The sequence below is a fragment of the Runella defluvii genome (genome assembly GCF_014195535.1).
Lineage (GTDB): Bacteria > Bacteroidota > Bacteroidia > Cytophagales > Spirosomataceae > Runella > Runella defluvii.
This window is the reverse complement of the sequence record NZ_JACIBY010000010.1, coordinates 1-15,861: the sequence shown is the minus strand read 5'-3', so window position 1 is coordinate 15,861 and position 15,861 is coordinate 1. Positions and strand designations below refer to the sequence as shown.

Below are 15,861 nucleotides of genomic sequence, written 5' to 3'. Positions count from 1 at the left end.
ATTTAAAACGGATTGGCTGATAAACCCATGAGTTCAAGTTTAGCTTGCGGTATCGACTGCCAAAGTCGGGTGCGGGTTTGTTGGATTTCCAGCAATACTTCACCACCTGCGGCAGTCAGCGCAAATAATCGCTTGCGCCTCCCTCCTCGTTCGGCCGTTGCCCCTCCCACCGAGGACGACAAAAAGCCTTTTTCTTCCAAACGATACAGCGTAGTATGTACCGCGCTGATGGTAAAGTCGCGGCCCGTTTGCTGCTGAAGTTCCTCCATAACGGGGATTCCATATACGTCTTCATTGCAAGCGGCAACCACCAGTAGCACCAGTTCTTCGAGTTCTCCCAGTATCGTTTTTCTCATAAAATGGTCGGTCATTGATTAGATACAATTTTTTAGATGAAATAATCGTGCCACAACAAAAACCACCTTTGTTGGAGCTATTTTCAAAAATCAGTGTCCGAAATCGTACAGACATTGTCCGTTGATGAAGTAACAAACGGCATAAGTAACAAGATTCCAAGCCCTCCAAAGTGCAAAGAGTGTTACAAACTTGGTTAACATTAGGTTTAATAATTGGGGCTCAACAGAACACTTAAATAGCAGAATATCAATTTTTTATAAATAAAAATCAACAATTAACCATTAACGAACTGTTACATAGTAGCAATTTAGGGCAATCTAAATTTAGTTTGCAGTGAAAACACTTTTATAAAACAGACCCATGCCCTACTTGCTTTATCTCTGTATCAACGACGGCTCGGATACTAGAATCAACAAAGAAATCAAAACGTTATCGAAACACTTTGATGTTGTCTATTTGGGCATTGGTCGGGACGAATCTCAGTCGTTTGTGAAACCGCTTTGCCACGAGTTTCATTTGGTCAGAGGTCATCATAAATCCATCGGAACGTTGGTTCGGTACGTGGGTATGTTTTTAAAGCTGTATTTTACTCACGCATACGACAGCATCCACGTCATAAACGAGCAGCTTTTGGTGATTTTTTATCCGTTGTTGTGGTGGAGTCGCGGCCGCTTGGTGGCCGATATTTTTGATTCCATCTTTTTGCGCTCTAGCAGTGCGTTGGTGCGGTCGTTACAATCGTGGGTGTACAGCCTTCCTTCGGCTATCATTGTTACCGACGACAATCGGTTACAGCTCGTACCCGAAGGCTTTCGGAAGAAAACAGTCGTCGTAGAAAATTATCCTTATGCCTTTACGGACGTCCAGCCCAAAACCGCCAGCGACGACGAATTACTGATTTTATACAGCGGTTCGTTGGGCGTAACGCGCGGAACCCAACTGCTGAACGACTTGGTAACACTTTCTCCCAAAGTGCGCGTTTGGGCCATTGGATGGGTATATGACGAACCTACTCGCCAACTTTGTCAACATCCTCAAGTGGCGTTTTTGGGGGTAAAAACGCAGCAAGAAACCATGCGATTGGCCTCAGCATGTGACTATATTTTGTCGGTCTATGAACCCATCAACGACAACAACCTCAACGCCAGTCCCAACAAAATCTACGATGCGGTTCAGGCACAGACGCCCGTTATTATCAATGCTGAAATCAAAGTCGCTTCCTTTGTCGAAAAGGAAAATTTGGGCTACGTCACCGACTCGTACTACATTACGGATACTCAAAAGCTGCTCGAAGCATTGGTTGCTCAAAAGAAAACCTTTGTTTTTGACCAAAATCTAAGTCAACGTTACACTTGGGAAGCCGTAGAAGGAAAGCTGTTGGGGGTGCATCGGTAGAGGTTTTTCGTATTTTTTTCTAACTTTGATAAAACGCAAAATACATTCCAAGAATGGATAAGCAGAAATTACCTTTACAGGTTTTACGGGATTTAGAAGAATTAAAACCGCTTATCAAAGACCCCAGTTTAGATTTGGTGGTTAGTTCTGATAAAGAATTTCTTCTTTTGATAAGAACAAAAAAGTATGAAGATTTCTATTTTAAGATTGCTAAAGGTTCAAATAGCTATTTTAAGAGGATTTTTCCTTATAATGATAATGGGTCCGATTTATATAAGTCTTTTGATGGAAGTATAAAAGAAGATTTCATACAATGGACTGAAAAAATCAGGGAATATGATTCAATAAACCTTAATTCTCTTTTTGAAAGTCCACAATTAGAACCAGAAGAAGATATCTATGAAGAAGAGGACAAAGTTCTTCCTTGTTGTCTCAAAAGTTTATTGGTAAGCAATTTTCAGGGTATTAAATCAGCAGAGATAGACAATCTGCCCGTTGACACCCAATGGGTATTTTTGGTAGGAGAAAATGGTTTTGGTAAATCTACGGTACTCCAATCTATTTTGCTGGGGCTAAACGGCAGCAAAGACGGAAACTTTGAATTGATTCAGGATGAAAGTATCAATATACAAGTTGCGTATAAAAATGACAAAGAAAATTTCGTTAACGACTGTTGGAGAAATCCACACCCGCTACCATACCTTGCAGCCTATGGCCCAGTAAGGCTGAATCTAAAAGCTGATGCTAAAATCAGTGACGAAGCGCGCATGAGTTCATTGACCTACAATCTCTTCAATTCTGATGGAGCACTGCTCAATATAGAGGCTAAAATGAAAGATTGGCTGCTTCAAAAAAACACAAAACGATTCGATTTGGTCAAAAAAGCGCTTTGTAAACTTATTCCAAACTTATCTGATGTACGTTTTAACGAAAAAACAAGCGAAATCGAATACATTGAAAAAGATATAGTAGATGGTTCTGAAACCTACGAACCTCTACCTTATCAAAAATTAGCATCTGGATTTAGAGCTATTATTGGCTTGGCAGGCGATATGATTGTCCGCCTTTCCCACTTACAACCCGAAGTGAGCGACCCTTCCCAATTGAAAGGTATTGTTATCATTGATGAGTTGGATCTACACTGGCATCCCAAACTCCAAAAACAGATTCCGCAGTTGTTTTCAAATGTTTTTCCCAAAGTGCAGTTTATTGTTTCTACGCATAGCCCAATTCCGTTGCTCGGTGCACCTACCAATTCTGTTGTTTTGAAGGTGAATCGTACTAAAGAAGAAGGCATTAAAATAGAGAATATCAAGATTAATCTTAAATATCTCACACCTAATTTACTATTGACATCGGGTATTTTTGACATGGAAGATGTGCTTTCGGTCAATAATGATGACATAACCAAAACGCGAACGGAGGATTTGTTTGAAGAAATGCAACATAACAACGAAGTAGAGCAGTATTTGGCTGAATTTGAAGCCAGTAATCGACAATTTCCCGATGCACTTTTTGAACCCAAGGCCAACTAAAAATAGGAGATGATTCGAGTCGAGAAAGATTTCACCAATCCACCTGTCAAACTAACTACCGATGAGCGTACGAGACTTATCCAATTGACTTTGAGCGAGAAAGGCAACCACGAGTTTAAGAAAAAAGTTTACCGAGACAGTGTGTATGATGAACTCGTTGTTCTTTATCATGGCAAATGCGCTTATTGTGAAACAGATACTCGTGCGGGTGCTCCTATGCAAGTAGAACATTATCGACCCAAAGCCAAAGTAACTGAGGATAATTTGCACGAGGGATATTATTGGATAGGCTATGAGTGGAGTAATTTATTTTTGAGCTGCTCTAAATGCAATAATAAAAAACGCAACAGTTTCCCCGTATCAGGGATGCGTGTTATGTCGCCTAACTTCACCCAAGAGGGCTTATTGGATGTTGATTCCAGCATTGCTAATTCACAAGTGTTTCAGCAAGAACAAGCTCTTCTGCTACACCCAGAAATAGATGAAGCAGAACGTCTTTTTATTTTTTTGCCTAATGGGAGAGTTGATGCGGCGAATCAAAATTTAAGAGCCATCAAAACAATTGAAATTTGTGACCTAAATCGAAAAGACTTGGTTGAAAAAAGATTAAAAATTCTCAATTATTTCTTTGATCAGCTACAAACAGAGTTGAGAGATTTAGAAATGCAAAAAATTACCGAAGAGAAAGCTCGTCATGCTATAAAACGGCTTTTTGAAAAATTAGCACTACTTCAAAACCCTAAAAATGAGTACTCTCGTTTTGGGTATTTTATGTTTGTCAAATTTGATAAATTTTTCAGCGAAAGGTTACCAACAAAACAAGGAAACGCAGCCAAGAGGCTTTTCGAACAATTTAGAACTGGCCAACTTTAATGGTTAAATTTGCTCACTTCCATTTACCCAAACGCCAACCGAAACTCCGTCCCAACGTTGGGCGTGGGGTTTACCGTGATTTTGCAGGAAATCGCTTTGGCCAAGTCGCGAATTAGGTGCAAGCCCAGCCCCGATTTTCCACCCACGTTGGCCGTTTCGGAGTAAAGGGCGCTCAATTGCTGTTCCGAAACCCCACCTGCATTGTCCGTAATGGCCAAAATAACCTGCCCTTTTTCCTCTCGTGCCTCCCAACGAATGTGGCCATTAGGAACGTTTTTAAGTGCTTTTAAGGCGTTGCCCGTCAGATTTTGCATAATCACTTTGAGGTAATCTTCGTCCGTTACGACGTGTAAATGGCTGGGGTTTTCAAACTGAAACACCACTCCCGTATTTCCAGAGAAGAATTTTTGCAAATATTCAAACAATTCATTTACAGCCACTTCCTTCACCTGTGGCCGAAAGTTTTCCATTTGACTTTTACTCCACAACAGCATCGACTCCATCGTATCGAGCAATCCTTCGGCAGCAGTCGTGATGCGTTGCTGGTGCGCGGCAGCCAATTCGGGCGAAAGCAAATCAGGGGCTTCTTTTTGGAGGTTCAAAAAGCTGATAAGGTTCGACACGGGGCTTCGTAGGTCGTGGCTCAAAATAGCAAAGAATTTGGCTTTCACTTTGTTGGCTTCGTCCAATTCGTTGTTGAGGTGCAACAGCGTCGTATTGGTGCGCTTCCGCGTCTGATTTTGCCAATACAACAAAGCCCCAATCACTCCCAACAGCACAAGCCCAATCACAAAACCCACTCGCTGTTTTTTCTGACTCTCCAATTCCAATCGATTGATTTCAAGCCGTTTGTCGCGCAACTCTATTTCACGTTTGCCTTCTACCTCGGCTATTTTATTTTTATTTTCTTGGGAAAAAATGGAATCTTGCCCCGCTTGAAACTCCCTGAAATTGAGATAGGCGTTTTTATAATCTCCTCGTTCTGCCTGTAATTCGGCCAAAACGCCCGTCCAGTACGATTGGTTGCTTACCTCTCCCTTTTGCTTGCTTCGGCTGATGGCGATTTGAAGGTATTTTTCGGCTTGTTGTAGCAGTTCCTTTTGTTGGCTCGGCTGGCTTTTGGCTTTTTCAATGTACGCTTCGCCGAGGTTTCCCGCATTCTGAATCGCATCCGACTGCATGGGGTTTACTTTCGACCATGCCTCAAATGCCTTGAGATTATAGCGAATTTTACTGTCGATGTCCTTATCCGAAATCGTACCTAAGCTACCATACGCATTTGCTAACCCTTCCAAATTTCCCGTTTTTTCTAAGAGAGGAATGGCCTGAAACAGGTATTTTTTGGCATTTGTATAGTCTTCTTTGGCGATATACACCGAAATCACCTTCATCATCGACTGCCCTACTTCCCGTTGAGCCTCGCCTTCAGACTCCTTGGTTTGTTTTTTTGCTTCCTGGAGCCCTTTAAGCGCATAAGCTAGTGCTTTTTCGTAGTTTTTTTGAGCTAAAAATGTGGTGGAAACGTTGCCCAATGCCAACGTTTTCAGGTAAGTATCGCCCAGTTCTTCGGAGATTTTTAATGCTTTTAAGTAATAGTCGATGGCTTTGGGATAATTGGACGCAATGTTTTGTTCCGCCGCCCCCAGATTGTTCAAAATCGAGGTCATGTTCCATTTATCGTCAATTTCGCGGTACACCGCCAGTGCCCGTTGAAAGTACAATTGGCAAGAATCGTACATCCCCTTATCACTGTAAGCACGCCCTATTGCCCCCGTAAACACGCCAATTCCCCGCTTCCACGGCATTTTTTGCGCGTGTTTTAGCCCCAATTGACTGTAATAAAGGGCTTTGTCTGAGTTAATAAAGAAGTATTCTTCCGCAATACGCTTATACGTACGGGCTTTTAGGGTATCGTTTTTAATCGTAGGCAAAACCTTTACCAACGAATCAGCCAGGGCCTGTCCTTGTTTTTGGGCATACGTAGCGTTGATTAGCCCAAACAGAAACAAAATAATCCCGCCCCCCTTTTTTAACGTCTTCATTTTAAGTTCAGTAAAGCCTCTTTGTAACTTCTCCCCACGGGCAACGCAAATTCCCGAACCTGTACCTGCTGCGCCGATACTCGCTCAATGTAGTGCTTCTGCACGGCATAGCTACGGTGAATTCTAACAAACGACTGAAAAGCTTGCTCTTGCAATAATAGCCCAATCGACGCCAACACACTATATTTTTTGGTCGGGGTCACAATCCGCGTATAGTCTTTGAGGGCTTCCAAATACAAAATCTCATGTAAGTTCAGCTTGACTTGCTGGTGACCATCTTTGATAAAGACCGTATTTCCACCCAAACTGTATTCAAAAAGTTCGGCTTTTCGCTTGAGCGACAGGTAACTCTGCAAACGCATCATGCTATGGTCAAAACGGTCGGCTTTCAGTGGTTTTACCAGAAAATCAAAGGCATCGACGTCAAAACTCTCGGCGGCATAATCGGGGTAGGCCGTGATAAAAATGCACACGGGAATGGCCCTAAACTGCGCTCGAAGCTCCAAACCCGAGGTTTCGGGCATGTCAATATCACTGATTAATACGTCTATTTGTCCTTGTTGCAACACGGGAATCGCCGCTTGGGGCGATTCAAAAACCCCAACCACGCGCAGCATCGGGTATTTTTTGGCATACATCAGTGCCGTCAGACGATCAATCTCATTGTCATCAATGATAACACAGGTATAAGTAGTATCCAGGTTCATGTAATAGTAGCACTTGACCAGTTAAAGATAGATGCTTTTGGGATAGAAGTGTGCTTCTATCAGGATTTATTTACTTTTCGGTAGGCTTGATTTCCCTTTCCATTCTGTCTTCCGTCTATTAAAACTGTTGTTGGTCGAGTACCGATTGATACCCCACCTTCTTCTGTATAGTTTTGACTTGCTTAGTTCACAAAGCAATTATTCAAAACGAACGATACCATGGAACGACGAGATTTTTTACTCAATTCGGCACTCTTGACCGCCTTTACTGGATTATCACAAACGGCTTTTGGAGAAAGTAGTCATGGGATTTTACCAGACGGTATCAAACCCGTTTTACTACCATCTTTACCTCCACTCGACCACAAAGGTAGCTCAGACATACGGGTTTGGATTCGGACTTCGATGACCAACGGGCTGTTTTCGAGCGTGGAATGTGCCGTAGCTCCCAAAACCATGGGCCCCGCCCCACATTGGCACAAAGAGCTCGACGAGTTGATGTTTGTTCTCGAAGGCACTGCCAGCGTTTTGGTGGGCGATGAAGTTGTGCAAGTAGAAGCAGGCGGGTGGCACCTGCGCCCACGCATGATTAAGCACACCTTTTTTAATGCCTCCGATAAGCCACTGCGCTTCGTAGATATGTACTTCAACCAGCCGTTTGAGGAGTTTTTAGAAAAAATCTACCATCAACTTACCCCCGAAAACGGTTTCCCGCGTGGTTCGGCGGCACTAAGTCGGGAGCGTGATGTCCTCAATGAAAAATTTGGGCTTTTCTATGGTGCCAACTCAGGTGAAGAACGAGCAGCTATTGTGAAGAAATACGGGTTAAAATAGTGAAAAGCCCTACTAACGATGCGCACGTACAATGTCCGTTTTTTACCACTAACTATCATACGCAAATCCCAATTTTTGTATTTCATTAACCCCATTCTCAAAACCATGAAACGACTCGCATTTTTTCTCATAGGAACCCTTCTGTGGATTGGGTGCTCACCCACGGAAGATTCTCCCACGCCCAACGACCCCGACACTACGAATCCTGTCACCAACGGGGCTATGGGCAAAGGCCAACCTGGCGTAGTTGGTACGGCGGGTGTTGCCGACTGGGACAAACTTTCGACTTCCGAAAAAGGCCGCATCATGGGCTGGAACGCCCTGTTTTTGCACCAATCCGTCGGGCAAGATTTGGAAGAAGGCTGCAAAGCCAACGGCTATCCTTTTGATTATTACGGCAAAGGCGACAAAACCGACGGTGCGGCGTCGGGCAAAGGGCTAAAAGGCGGGATTTTTGTCGATGTGGGTGGTATTCCAAACGGAAACCCTTCCGAAAAAATCAGGGTATTTCGCGAAAATGCGACTCGCAACAAGGACGTACTCCAAATCATGATTTTTAAGTTTGGCTACGCCGACATCATGGACGATAACTACGAAAAAGTACAAACCGAGTACAAAGCCATGATTGATGCCCTCCGTGCCCAATCGCCTTCGCTTCGTTTTGTGCACGTAACCCCGCCGTTGGTGTATTCCACTTCATCGTACGAAGGAAACGCCGCCAAAATGAAAGTAGGGCAATGGATGAAAGACACCTTCAAAGGCACTGATGTCATTTTTGACTTACAAGCCCTTGAAGCCAACGACGGTAGCTGCCAACAAAGCAACGTCTGGCGCATTTGTCCCGACAATCGTAATACCTCTGCTGACCCCAGCGACGTCAACGGGATAGACACGTCCGATGGCCAAGGACACATTGGCAAAAAAGCAGGCCAACGCATCAGCAAAGCGCTGTTAATGAGCATCTATAACGCTGGACGATAACCCTTTTAATTCCTCTCTCATGAAAAAGCTATTATTACTATTTTGCACAATCGGCTATGGAGTGCTACACGCCCAAAACCCCGTCGTAGAGATACGCACTTCGGGTAGTACCGCCATTACTTCAAAAGCTTCACTCCACGCACTTTATACCACGTCTCCTTACATTCCTATTTTTTCACAGGCATCTGGTACGGGGATTTATTCCCAAGAAGGACTGCACGGAGAAATTACGCCTGACGCGAGCAACCCCAAAAGTCAATTTATTGGAGTGGTCGGACTAGGGAAAAACGCTCCTTCCCTTGGTGGAAACGGCGCCTACAACATAGGCGTATTTGGTTCTGGTAAACATGGACTTTGGGGAAAATCAAGCGAATCTTTTGGCTATGGCGTCTATGGTGATGGGCATACGGGGGTACTTGGCATATCGAATACGGGCGGAATCGGAGTACAAGGGATTAGTTACGGAGGCGGGTTTGCTGGTTCATTTTTGGGAAATGTTACCATAACTGAGCGGCTTGGAATAGGCATTAGTGGAAACGCTCCTGACTTCACGCTGGACGTCGGCGGGAGAGCTCGTCTGCGCAGCGGCGGAACCAACGAAAACAGCGCGGGAGTTTGGTTCAACAACAACGCCAACAACCAATTACGGGCGTTTATTGGAATGCGTGACGACAACGAGTTTGGCATTTATAGCCAAAGCATGGCGCAATGGCTTTTGCGATTGAATGTAAATATAGGCTCTATTTGCTCATATTCCACCATCACCAACTGCTCGGATATACGCCTCAAAACCGACATTACGCCCATTCAAGGCTCTCTTACCAGAATTCAAGCACTAAACGGCGTCAACTATCACTGGAAAAAACATCCAGAGACATCGCTCCAAACGGGGTTCATTGCCCAAGAAGTTCAGAAAATTTTTCCTGAATTAGTCGAAACCGACCAAGAAGGCTTTTTGAGCGTCAATTACACGGGGCTGATTCCGCATTTGTTGGAAGCCATCAAAGAGTTGCAAGGCAAAAATGGGCAGTTAGAAGCCCGTCTTAGCGCCATTGAAGCAGCGTTGAATTTGCCTACAGGTACAGGAAAATAAACGTTCACAGGGTATGAGAACATGGCTTTTGTTATTGGTTTTTCCTACGTTGCTCAAGGCGCAATGTGATAAAACGCCTAGCGCAACTCCTACGACTTGGTACGTGGCCACCAATGGTAACGATGCCAACGCAGGGACAGTTTTGCAACCTTTTCGGACTATCCAAAAAGCCATTGATACCGCCCGCCCCAACGATACAATTGAATTGCGAGGCGGTACGTATGTCCTTAACAATGAACTCAGAATCAGAACCTCAAACCTCACCCTACGGTCATATGCCAGCGAATGGGCCATTATCCAAGCCCCCACGCATATCGAAGACATCAGCAGTACGATTTGGTACAGCGAACCCTGCGTTGTGGGCGGAATGTTAGAGAACCTAGAAATTATTGGTGGTTATTATTATGGCCTTAAATTTGAAAATAATTTAGGCTGGGACGAGCCGATTGTGCACGGTACAAGCAACATTACCGTCAGAAACTGCAAAATTCACCACACAGGCCGCGATTGTATTAAACTGGTTCCTTACTGCGACAACATAGCTATTCTCAATTGTGAAATTCACCACTCGGGTGTAGGTATTGCCAATGTCTCTGCCCAAAACGCCGAAGGAATTGACAACGTCAACGGCGACCAGATGCTCGTTCGAGGATGCTACATTCACGACATTGCCACGACGGGGCTTTACGCGAAAGGAGGAGCCAAAAATACAGTTATTGAGAATAATCTTATCGTCAATTGTGGTGAATTTGGAGTCATGTTGGGTGTGGGAGGCACCGATAACGACCTTTTTGATCCCAATAATCAAACCTATTATTACGAAAACTTCGATGGAATTATTCGCAACAACATCGTTGCCAATACCAAACATGGTGGCGTCGGGCTTATCGCAGCAGTACGCCCTCAGGTACTTAACAATACCTTTGCCAACGTAGGCAGCGAAGCTTTAGCCCCCTTGTACATTGGCCCCAACGAAGTATGGGTCAGTGAGACCACGACCATTGCATCGCCTTGTGTTGATGTAAAAGTCATCAATAATATTTTTGTTGAAAACGAAGCCAGCACTTTGCCGATGGTGCGCATTCGTTTCCACCAAGACTACCAAGCGAGTGGCATTTCGGGGACAAATAACGAAATAGATTACAATCGGTATTTTCGAAATACCACCTCCCCGACTTACACCTATCTCCAAACATCCAATCTTACCTTTACCCAATGGCGTACTACCTCGGGGTTTGATGCCCACAGCAGCGAAGGAAATCCTGCGCTTACTCCCCAATATCACCTCAACTCCAATAGCGTATGTATCAATGCTGGGAAGTCGCTACAAAACGTAAACGTAGATTATGATGGCACCAACCGTACGTTTCCACTTGATATAGGGGCGGATGAATGGGGTGGAAATTCGCTTACCGTTCCTCCACCTGTAGGAGTTATCGGAACGGGGTTACGTACTATTCCCTGCGTATCCAGCATTTCAACTACCGATTTACCCTCTACGATTGCCACTAACCAGCGCTTCGAAACCAACGGGGCTATTACAGCAACCAACAAAGTGCTTCCTACAGGAACGGCCACGTATGATGCTGGTACGTATGTGTTACTTAAAGCAGGTTTTGAAGCGCAAAAAGGGGCTGTTTTTACCGCCTTTTTAGAGGGCTGCGGAAATAAATAACGAGTTTTAATCGCAAAACACCATGAAAGACACCATTGAACTCTGCCCAAAATTACAATTGAAACAGCCCTTTTACATTGAAGAAATTGCGTGGCTGGAAGGCATGGGCAATTACACCACCATTTATTTTCGGAACGGCAAGAGCATTCTCACCTCTAAAACCCTAGCGCTTTTTGCCCGCGAACTCCCCAAAGAGGTTTTTGTAAGGGTAAATCGTTCTTTTTTAATCCGAATCAGCGAGGTGTCAGTTCATAAGTCCGATACCCGAAAATACCTATCGCTTGTCTTACACAATGGACAGCAAGTAGAAGTGTCACGTCGAAAAAAAACGTTGGTTAAAAAGTATCTCCGCCAAACAACATGAAAAAGCTACTCATTTTTGGGCTCATCATCTCATCGGTGATGGGTTGTAAAACAACAGAAATAGCCCCCGCCGAACAACTCACTAACAGTATTTGGACGGGCTTTTTCAAATACAAACCCGTTCGCGAAAACGACAACAGGCAGTTTGTACTCACGCAGTGTTTTGCTGTTTCCTTTTTGCCCAATGGTGTTTTTAAGTTTTACGAAGCGTTGGGCGAGTCAGGAGGCACGTGGGTTTTGGGCGAAGACAACGTCATTACCATCACCCAAACCAATAAAAACATACTTAAGTTTGAGTACAACCCTGCCAGCCAAGCACTTACGTTTAAAAGCCTAACAGGTGCCCCCGACGAGTGGACGGCCTCAAACATGGAGCTATCGGACGTAGCTAAAACCAGTAAAATGGAAAATGTCAAGTGGAATTACCCTTATGCGGGTAATTATATCATCATTAAAAAAGACAATTTTAATGACAGTTATTTTGAAACTGTAACGGGCAAGCAGTCTATACAGCGGTTTAAAACCGTAATTATACAGTCGGGCAGGGTGTTTATTTATCGAAACAACGACGAAATGTACAATACCACTGCCACAGGCCCCACTACAGGAATCTCCATCCAACTTATTAAATCATAAAGCAGATTCAGATGAAAAAACTTCTCGCTCAAGGTGTAGTTACCCTGCTGACCTTACTCGCCATAAATCACTCTCTGTCAGCCCAAAGTATCGTGGGTGCTTGGAAACGAACTGCCATCATCACTACCTATTCGGACGGAAAAACCACCGACGTGATGGCAGAACTTACCAAATCAATGCCTTGCACCGCTGATATTGTGTATGTTTTTGAAGCCAACGGAAATTTGAGTATGCGCGTCCCGAAAGGCTGCCCCATCCCTGCGGTACTTTCTACTTGGAAGCTCAACGGCTCCACCCTCACAACCAGCATGAAAGACCTTACAAATACCGACCAAGTGAGCATCTCTGGCAACACCATGACCACTACGCACGCGTATAGTCCACAAGATAAGTATGTACCCGAAGGGGCAAAATCAATGAAGGTTATTTATAAAAGGAATTAAAATAAATCCTCCAAATCATGAAAAAACTCCTCATTTACGGCATTTTGTTGGTTGTATTCTTCGTGAATATGGGCGCAGGCTGTGGCTCTCAAACCAATGACCCACAACCCGATAATTTCCCTGGAATCGTCGGAAAGTGGAAACTAACCAAAACAGGCTATTATATCACAAAATCTGACGGCACAAAAGTCAACGACACTTTCGATACCGAGCCTAGAGGCATCAATATCGTGTATGAATTTTTTAGCGATGGGCGATTAGTAGTTACCGATCTACAAAAAAATACTACTGCCGAAATTCGCTGGACACTGAAAGTAAACAAGTCTGACGCTAATGGAATTTTAGGAGGCCAGCTTATCCAGATTGGAAGTGAGCAAAAAAAGCTGGCAGAATCTATTGGCCAAGCGGGCGACCTTACCTTTCAAATTTCCACCGCCTCTAACTTCATAGCATTGACGGTCGATGTCACTAAAATATCGACCTACAAAGAAATGACGCTCATGCAAAACTTTAAGAAGATATAATTTCGGAAAGAAGCGTAATTTTACTCGCAAACAATCAGAATGGTACTTTTTCAGGTTTTGCAATTTTGAGATTATGAACAAAAGAAAAATAGTGCTCGCCCTTGGTTCTTTGATACTCCTCAGTTGGCTTGTTTATGAATGTAAGTACTACACAAGCTACTGGTTTGATACTTTCGACCGACCGTGGGCTTACAGTTCTGATGAAAACGCAAAATTATTGGTAGGAAAATGGCACGGAAGTTTTATCGACCCCGATAATGTAAAAAAAACGCTCGAAATAGAAATCGATGAGCCAGTGACGGAAGAAGAACGCGAACGCAACGCAGCTCGTAAACGTAGTAGCCGAAGAAGGGACAACAAACGTGCTTTTGACGGCAAAGCCATTGCTCAAAGTCGATTAGGTACCGAAATATATGAGATTTATGGAGCTGTTGAAAAAGACGATTTCCATCATCTTCACTTTAATTTCCGCCCCGAAGATGAGAAAAAACGCGTTCTTCCTAATTTCACTCTATTAGAAGCAAACAGTGGGAATTGGCAAGACGATGGCATGACCCTAACGCTTTCTTTTACATATCATAATGCCGACGGCTCTAGTACATGGAAAAGTTCGGACCCTCGCCATTCTAAAAAAATAACCGCTACGCTGAGCCGAATTCCCAAATAATCTCTTTTTAAGGACATTTTTTATCCATTGCGAAGCTGTTTTTGGCTTCGTTAGGTACGCTTTTGCCTTTATTTTCCATACATCGACACTCATTTTAAATTCATACATTGATGAATCGCCCCTCTTTTTACATTACCATTTTTTTGTTGCTGGGTATTTTTGGATGCAGCAAAGAAAACATCGAAACCGATGAATGCGACACTGACCCAACAGCCTGCGGGTGTTCCCAAGCCCCGCCCAACTGTGATAGTAGCAGTGGTACACTTAGTGGCATTGTTTACGTTTCCCCATCAGGCAACGACTCCAACGATGGAAGCGAAAATAAGCCGTTTAAAACCATTCAAAAAGCCGCTGACGGCGCTGACCCTTCCAAAGCTTTGGAAATCGTTCTGAGAGGTGGAACGCACGAAAGCAAAGAGATTAAGTTTCGTACGTCCAACATTCATCTTCACTCCTATCCTGGTGAATGGGCTATCATTAAGGCATCCACGACCGTTGAAGACATCACAAGCTGTTTGTGGTTTCGAGAACCAACCACTGAAAATATCACCATCGAAAACCTCGAAATAGTCGGTGGTTATCTTTATGGGATAAAGTTTGAAAGCAATTGGGACGACGACCGTAGCGTACCTTTTTCGAAAAGAAGAGGCGTGCGAAATGTAAAAATCTTAAATTGTAAAATCCACGATACGGGTCGGGATTGCATTAAAATTGCGCCAGGTTGCCAATACCTTCAAGTTCTTAATTGTGAAATCTATCGCTCGGGCATTGGGCCTCCCAATGTTTCGGCCCAAAATGCGGAAGGCATTGATAACGTTAATGGCTCCAACATGACCGTCCGAAATTGCTACATTCATGACATAGCGACGAATGGTCTTTATGCCAAAGGAGGCGCTAAGGATTGTGTTTTTGAGCAAAATTTACTCATGAATTGTGGTGAAGGGGGCTTAATTGCAGGTTATCTCGACACTGATGTTGAGTGGTTTGACACCGATAGTAATCCCAATTATTATGAAAGTATCAATATAATTATTCGAAATAACATTGTTGTGAATACAAAATGGGAAGGAGTGGGGCTTTATGCTGCCCAAAATGCGCAGGTATATAATAATACGTTTATTAATGTAGCACAAAATGCCAGTGCGGCGTTATTGATTGCACGGGGTGAGATATACGGCACTCCCAAAGGGGATAAATTCCCAAAGTCTAAGGACATCAAAGTAGCTAATAATATTTTTGTACAAGCCGCTTCGGCTCAAGGACACATGGCGCGTTTACGAGGTTTGCCCGAAGGGGTAAATGAATTAGGCTACAATATTTATTACAAACCCAGCCAAGTGTCGTATCGCATAGATAAAAATGACGACGAATACGAAGAGTTTTTAGGGTTCGACAACTGGAAGAATAAAAGTAAATTTGATAGTAACAGTTTCCTTACCAATCCTAAACTTGACAATTCCTATCATTTAGCCGACGGTAGCCCGTGCATTGGAGTGGGGAAAGTACTACAAAGTTTGGTAGAAAAAGATTATGACGGCAAGGCGCGGGGTGCTAAACTAGATATTGGTGCTGATCAGTACAACAATGGTTCTTCATTGAGTGTACCACCCGTGGCTATTACAAACGGCACGCGAGGCACTGGTGGGGAGTAAATTGTATGACAAAAAAAGAGGAGCTCGTTTCTGAGCTCCTCTCGGATTTTAATATTGTGGCGGCTACCTACTTTCCCACATTTT

The 15,861-nt window shown here is 43.8% G+C and carries 16 protein-coding genes; 13 read left to right on the top strand and 3 right to left on the bottom strand.

From position 1 onward, the window contains the following. Positions 1-2 precede the first annotated feature (2 nt). Positions 3-356, bottom strand: a complete 354-nt coding sequence (locus FHS57_RS20830; RefSeq protein WP_028523456.1) for a PadR family transcriptional regulator — start codon at positions 354-356, stop codon at positions 3-5. A gap of 361 nt (positions 357-717) precedes the next feature. Here FHS57_RS20830 and FHS57_RS20825 point away from each other — a divergent pair, with 361 nt between their 5' ends. The 3 genes from FHS57_RS20825 to FHS57_RS20815 are packed head-to-tail and all read left to right on the top strand — an operon-like array spanning position 718 to position 4,160. Continuing rightward, positions 718-1,752, top strand: a complete 1,035-nt coding sequence (locus FHS57_RS20825; protein WP_183977075.1) for a glycosyltransferase family protein — start codon at positions 718-720, stop codon at positions 1,750-1,752. 53 nt (positions 1,753-1,805) lie between these two features. Then, entirely contained in the window at positions 1,806-3,287 is a 1,482-nt protein-coding gene (locus FHS57_RS20820) for an AAA family ATPase (protein WP_183977073.1), read from the top strand. A 9-nt stretch (positions 3,288-3,296) separates the two neighbouring features. After that, positions 3,297-4,160 carry a retron system putative HNH endonuclease gene (locus FHS57_RS20815; RefSeq protein ID WP_183977071.1) on the top strand — a complete coding sequence of 288 codons (864 nt, stop codon included), beginning with the start codon at positions 3,297-3,299 and terminating at the stop codon, positions 4,158-4,160. A 23-nt stretch (positions 4,161-4,183) separates the two neighbouring features. On the opposite strand, the gene FHS57_RS20810 is transcribed toward FHS57_RS20815, so the two are convergent. Together FHS57_RS20810 and FHS57_RS20805 are read right to left on the bottom strand one after the other, a co-directional pair. Further along, positions 4,184-6,202 carry a tetratricopeptide repeat-containing sensor histidine kinase gene (locus FHS57_RS20810; RefSeq protein ID WP_183977069.1) on the bottom strand — a complete coding sequence of 673 codons (2,019 nt, stop codon included), beginning with the start codon at positions 6,200-6,202 and terminating at the stop codon, positions 4,184-4,186. Beyond that, positions 6,199-6,909 carry a LytR/AlgR family response regulator transcription factor gene (locus FHS57_RS20805; RefSeq protein ID WP_183977067.1) on the bottom strand — a complete coding sequence of 237 codons (711 nt, stop codon included), beginning with the start codon at positions 6,907-6,909 and terminating at the stop codon, positions 6,199-6,201. The genes FHS57_RS20810 and FHS57_RS20805 overlap by 4 nt, the downstream gene beginning before the upstream one ends. Positions 6,910-7,128: 219 nt before the next feature. Here FHS57_RS20805 and FHS57_RS20800 point away from each other — a divergent pair, with 219 nt between their 5' ends. The 10 genes from FHS57_RS20800 (at position 7,129) to FHS57_RS20755 (ending at position 15,777) form a co-directional block, all read left to right on the top strand. Then, on the top strand, positions 7,129-7,743 hold the full coding sequence (locus FHS57_RS20800) for a cupin domain-containing protein (RefSeq protein WP_183977065.1): 615 nt from the start codon (positions 7,129-7,131) through the stop codon (positions 7,741-7,743). A gap of 105 nt (positions 7,744-7,848) precedes the next feature. Beyond that, the gene (locus FHS57_RS20795; protein ID WP_183977063.1) at positions 7,849-8,724 is read left to right on the top strand and encodes an SGNH/GDSL hydrolase family protein; all 876 of its coding nucleotides are present in this window, start codon (positions 7,849-7,851) and stop codon (positions 8,722-8,724) included. A 19-nt stretch (positions 8,725-8,743) separates the two neighbouring features. Next, positions 8,744-9,817, top strand: a complete 1,074-nt coding sequence (locus FHS57_RS20790; protein ID WP_183977061.1) for a tail fiber domain-containing protein — start codon at positions 8,744-8,746, stop codon at positions 9,815-9,817. A 13-nt stretch (positions 9,818-9,830) separates the two neighbouring features. After that, positions 9,831-11,492 carry a right-handed parallel beta-helix repeat-containing protein gene (locus FHS57_RS20785; protein ID WP_183977059.1) on the top strand — a complete coding sequence of 554 codons (1,662 nt, stop codon included), beginning with the start codon at positions 9,831-9,833 and terminating at the stop codon, positions 11,490-11,492. 22 nt (positions 11,493-11,514) lie between these two features. Beyond that, positions 11,515-11,856, top strand: a complete 342-nt coding sequence (locus tag FHS57_RS20780) for a LytR/AlgR family response regulator transcription factor (RefSeq protein WP_183977056.1) — start codon at positions 11,515-11,517, stop codon at positions 11,854-11,856. Then, the gene (locus tag FHS57_RS20775) at positions 11,853-12,491 is read left to right on the top strand and encodes a hypothetical protein (protein ID WP_183977054.1); all 639 of its coding nucleotides are present in this window, start codon (positions 11,853-11,855) and stop codon (positions 12,489-12,491) included. The genes FHS57_RS20780 and FHS57_RS20775 overlap by 4 nt, the downstream gene beginning before the upstream one ends. A gap of 11 nt (positions 12,492-12,502) precedes the next feature. Further along, positions 12,503-12,934 carry a lipocalin family protein gene (locus FHS57_RS20770; protein WP_183977052.1) on the top strand — a complete coding sequence of 144 codons (432 nt, stop codon included), beginning with the start codon at positions 12,503-12,505 and terminating at the stop codon, positions 12,932-12,934. A gap of 17 nt (positions 12,935-12,951) precedes the next feature. Then, a complete protein-coding gene (locus FHS57_RS20765; RefSeq protein WP_183977051.1) occupies positions 12,952-13,458 on the top strand; it encodes a hypothetical protein in 507 nt (168 codons plus the stop codon). Between the two features lie 73 nt (positions 13,459-13,531). After that, a complete protein-coding gene (locus tag FHS57_RS20760) occupies positions 13,532-14,125 on the top strand; it encodes a hypothetical protein (protein ID WP_183977050.1) in 594 nt (197 codons plus the stop codon). A gap of 110 nt (positions 14,126-14,235) precedes the next feature. Beyond that, positions 14,236-15,777, top strand: a complete 1,542-nt coding sequence (locus FHS57_RS20755; protein WP_183977049.1) for a right-handed parallel beta-helix repeat-containing protein — start codon at positions 14,236-14,238, stop codon at positions 15,775-15,777. Positions 15,778-15,861: the final 84 nt, after the last annotated feature.

What these genes read in the sequence shown, in the direction of transcription:
- FHS57_RS20830 (WP_028523456.1), bottom strand. Translation starts at nt 356, where the DNA reads ATGAGAAAAACGATACTGGGAGAACTCGAAGAACTGGTGCTACTGGTG.
- FHS57_RS20825 (WP_183977075.1), top strand. Translation starts at nt 718, where the DNA reads ATGCCCTACTTGCTTTATCTCTGTATCAACGACGGCTCGGATACTAGA.
- FHS57_RS20820 (WP_183977073.1), top strand. Translation starts at nt 1,806, where the DNA reads ATGGATAAGCAGAAATTACCTTTACAGGTTTTACGGGATTTAGAAGAA.
- FHS57_RS20815 (WP_183977071.1), top strand. Translation starts at nt 3,297, where the DNA reads ATGATTCGAGTCGAGAAAGATTTCACCAATCCACCTGTCAAACTAACT.
- FHS57_RS20810 (WP_183977069.1), bottom strand. Translation starts at nt 6,202, where the DNA reads ATGAAGACGTTAAAAAAGGGGGGCGGGATTATTTTGTTTCTGTTTGGG.
- FHS57_RS20805 (WP_183977067.1), bottom strand. Translation starts at nt 6,909, where the DNA reads ATGAACCTGGATACTACTTATACCTGTGTTATCATTGATGACAATGAG.
- FHS57_RS20800 (WP_183977065.1), top strand. Translation starts at nt 7,129, where the DNA reads ATGGAACGACGAGATTTTTTACTCAATTCGGCACTCTTGACCGCCTTT.
- FHS57_RS20795 (WP_183977063.1), top strand. Translation starts at nt 7,849, where the DNA reads ATGAAACGACTCGCATTTTTTCTCATAGGAACCCTTCTGTGGATTGGG.
- FHS57_RS20790 (WP_183977061.1), top strand. Translation starts at nt 8,744, where the DNA reads ATGAAAAAGCTATTATTACTATTTTGCACAATCGGCTATGGAGTGCTA.
- FHS57_RS20785 (WP_183977059.1), top strand. Translation starts at nt 9,831, where the DNA reads ATGAGAACATGGCTTTTGTTATTGGTTTTTCCTACGTTGCTCAAGGCG.
- FHS57_RS20780 (WP_183977056.1), top strand. Translation starts at nt 11,515, where the DNA reads ATGAAAGACACCATTGAACTCTGCCCAAAATTACAATTGAAACAGCCC.
- FHS57_RS20775 (WP_183977054.1), top strand. Translation starts at nt 11,853, where the DNA reads ATGAAAAAGCTACTCATTTTTGGGCTCATCATCTCATCGGTGATGGGT.
- FHS57_RS20770 (WP_183977052.1), top strand. Translation starts at nt 12,503, where the DNA reads ATGAAAAAACTTCTCGCTCAAGGTGTAGTTACCCTGCTGACCTTACTC.
- FHS57_RS20765 (WP_183977051.1), top strand. Translation starts at nt 12,952, where the DNA reads ATGAAAAAACTCCTCATTTACGGCATTTTGTTGGTTGTATTCTTCGTG.
- FHS57_RS20760 (WP_183977050.1), top strand. Translation starts at nt 13,532, where the DNA reads ATGAACAAAAGAAAAATAGTGCTCGCCCTTGGTTCTTTGATACTCCTC.
- FHS57_RS20755 (WP_183977049.1), top strand. Translation starts at nt 14,236, where the DNA reads ATGAATCGCCCCTCTTTTTACATTACCATTTTTTTGTTGCTGGGTATT.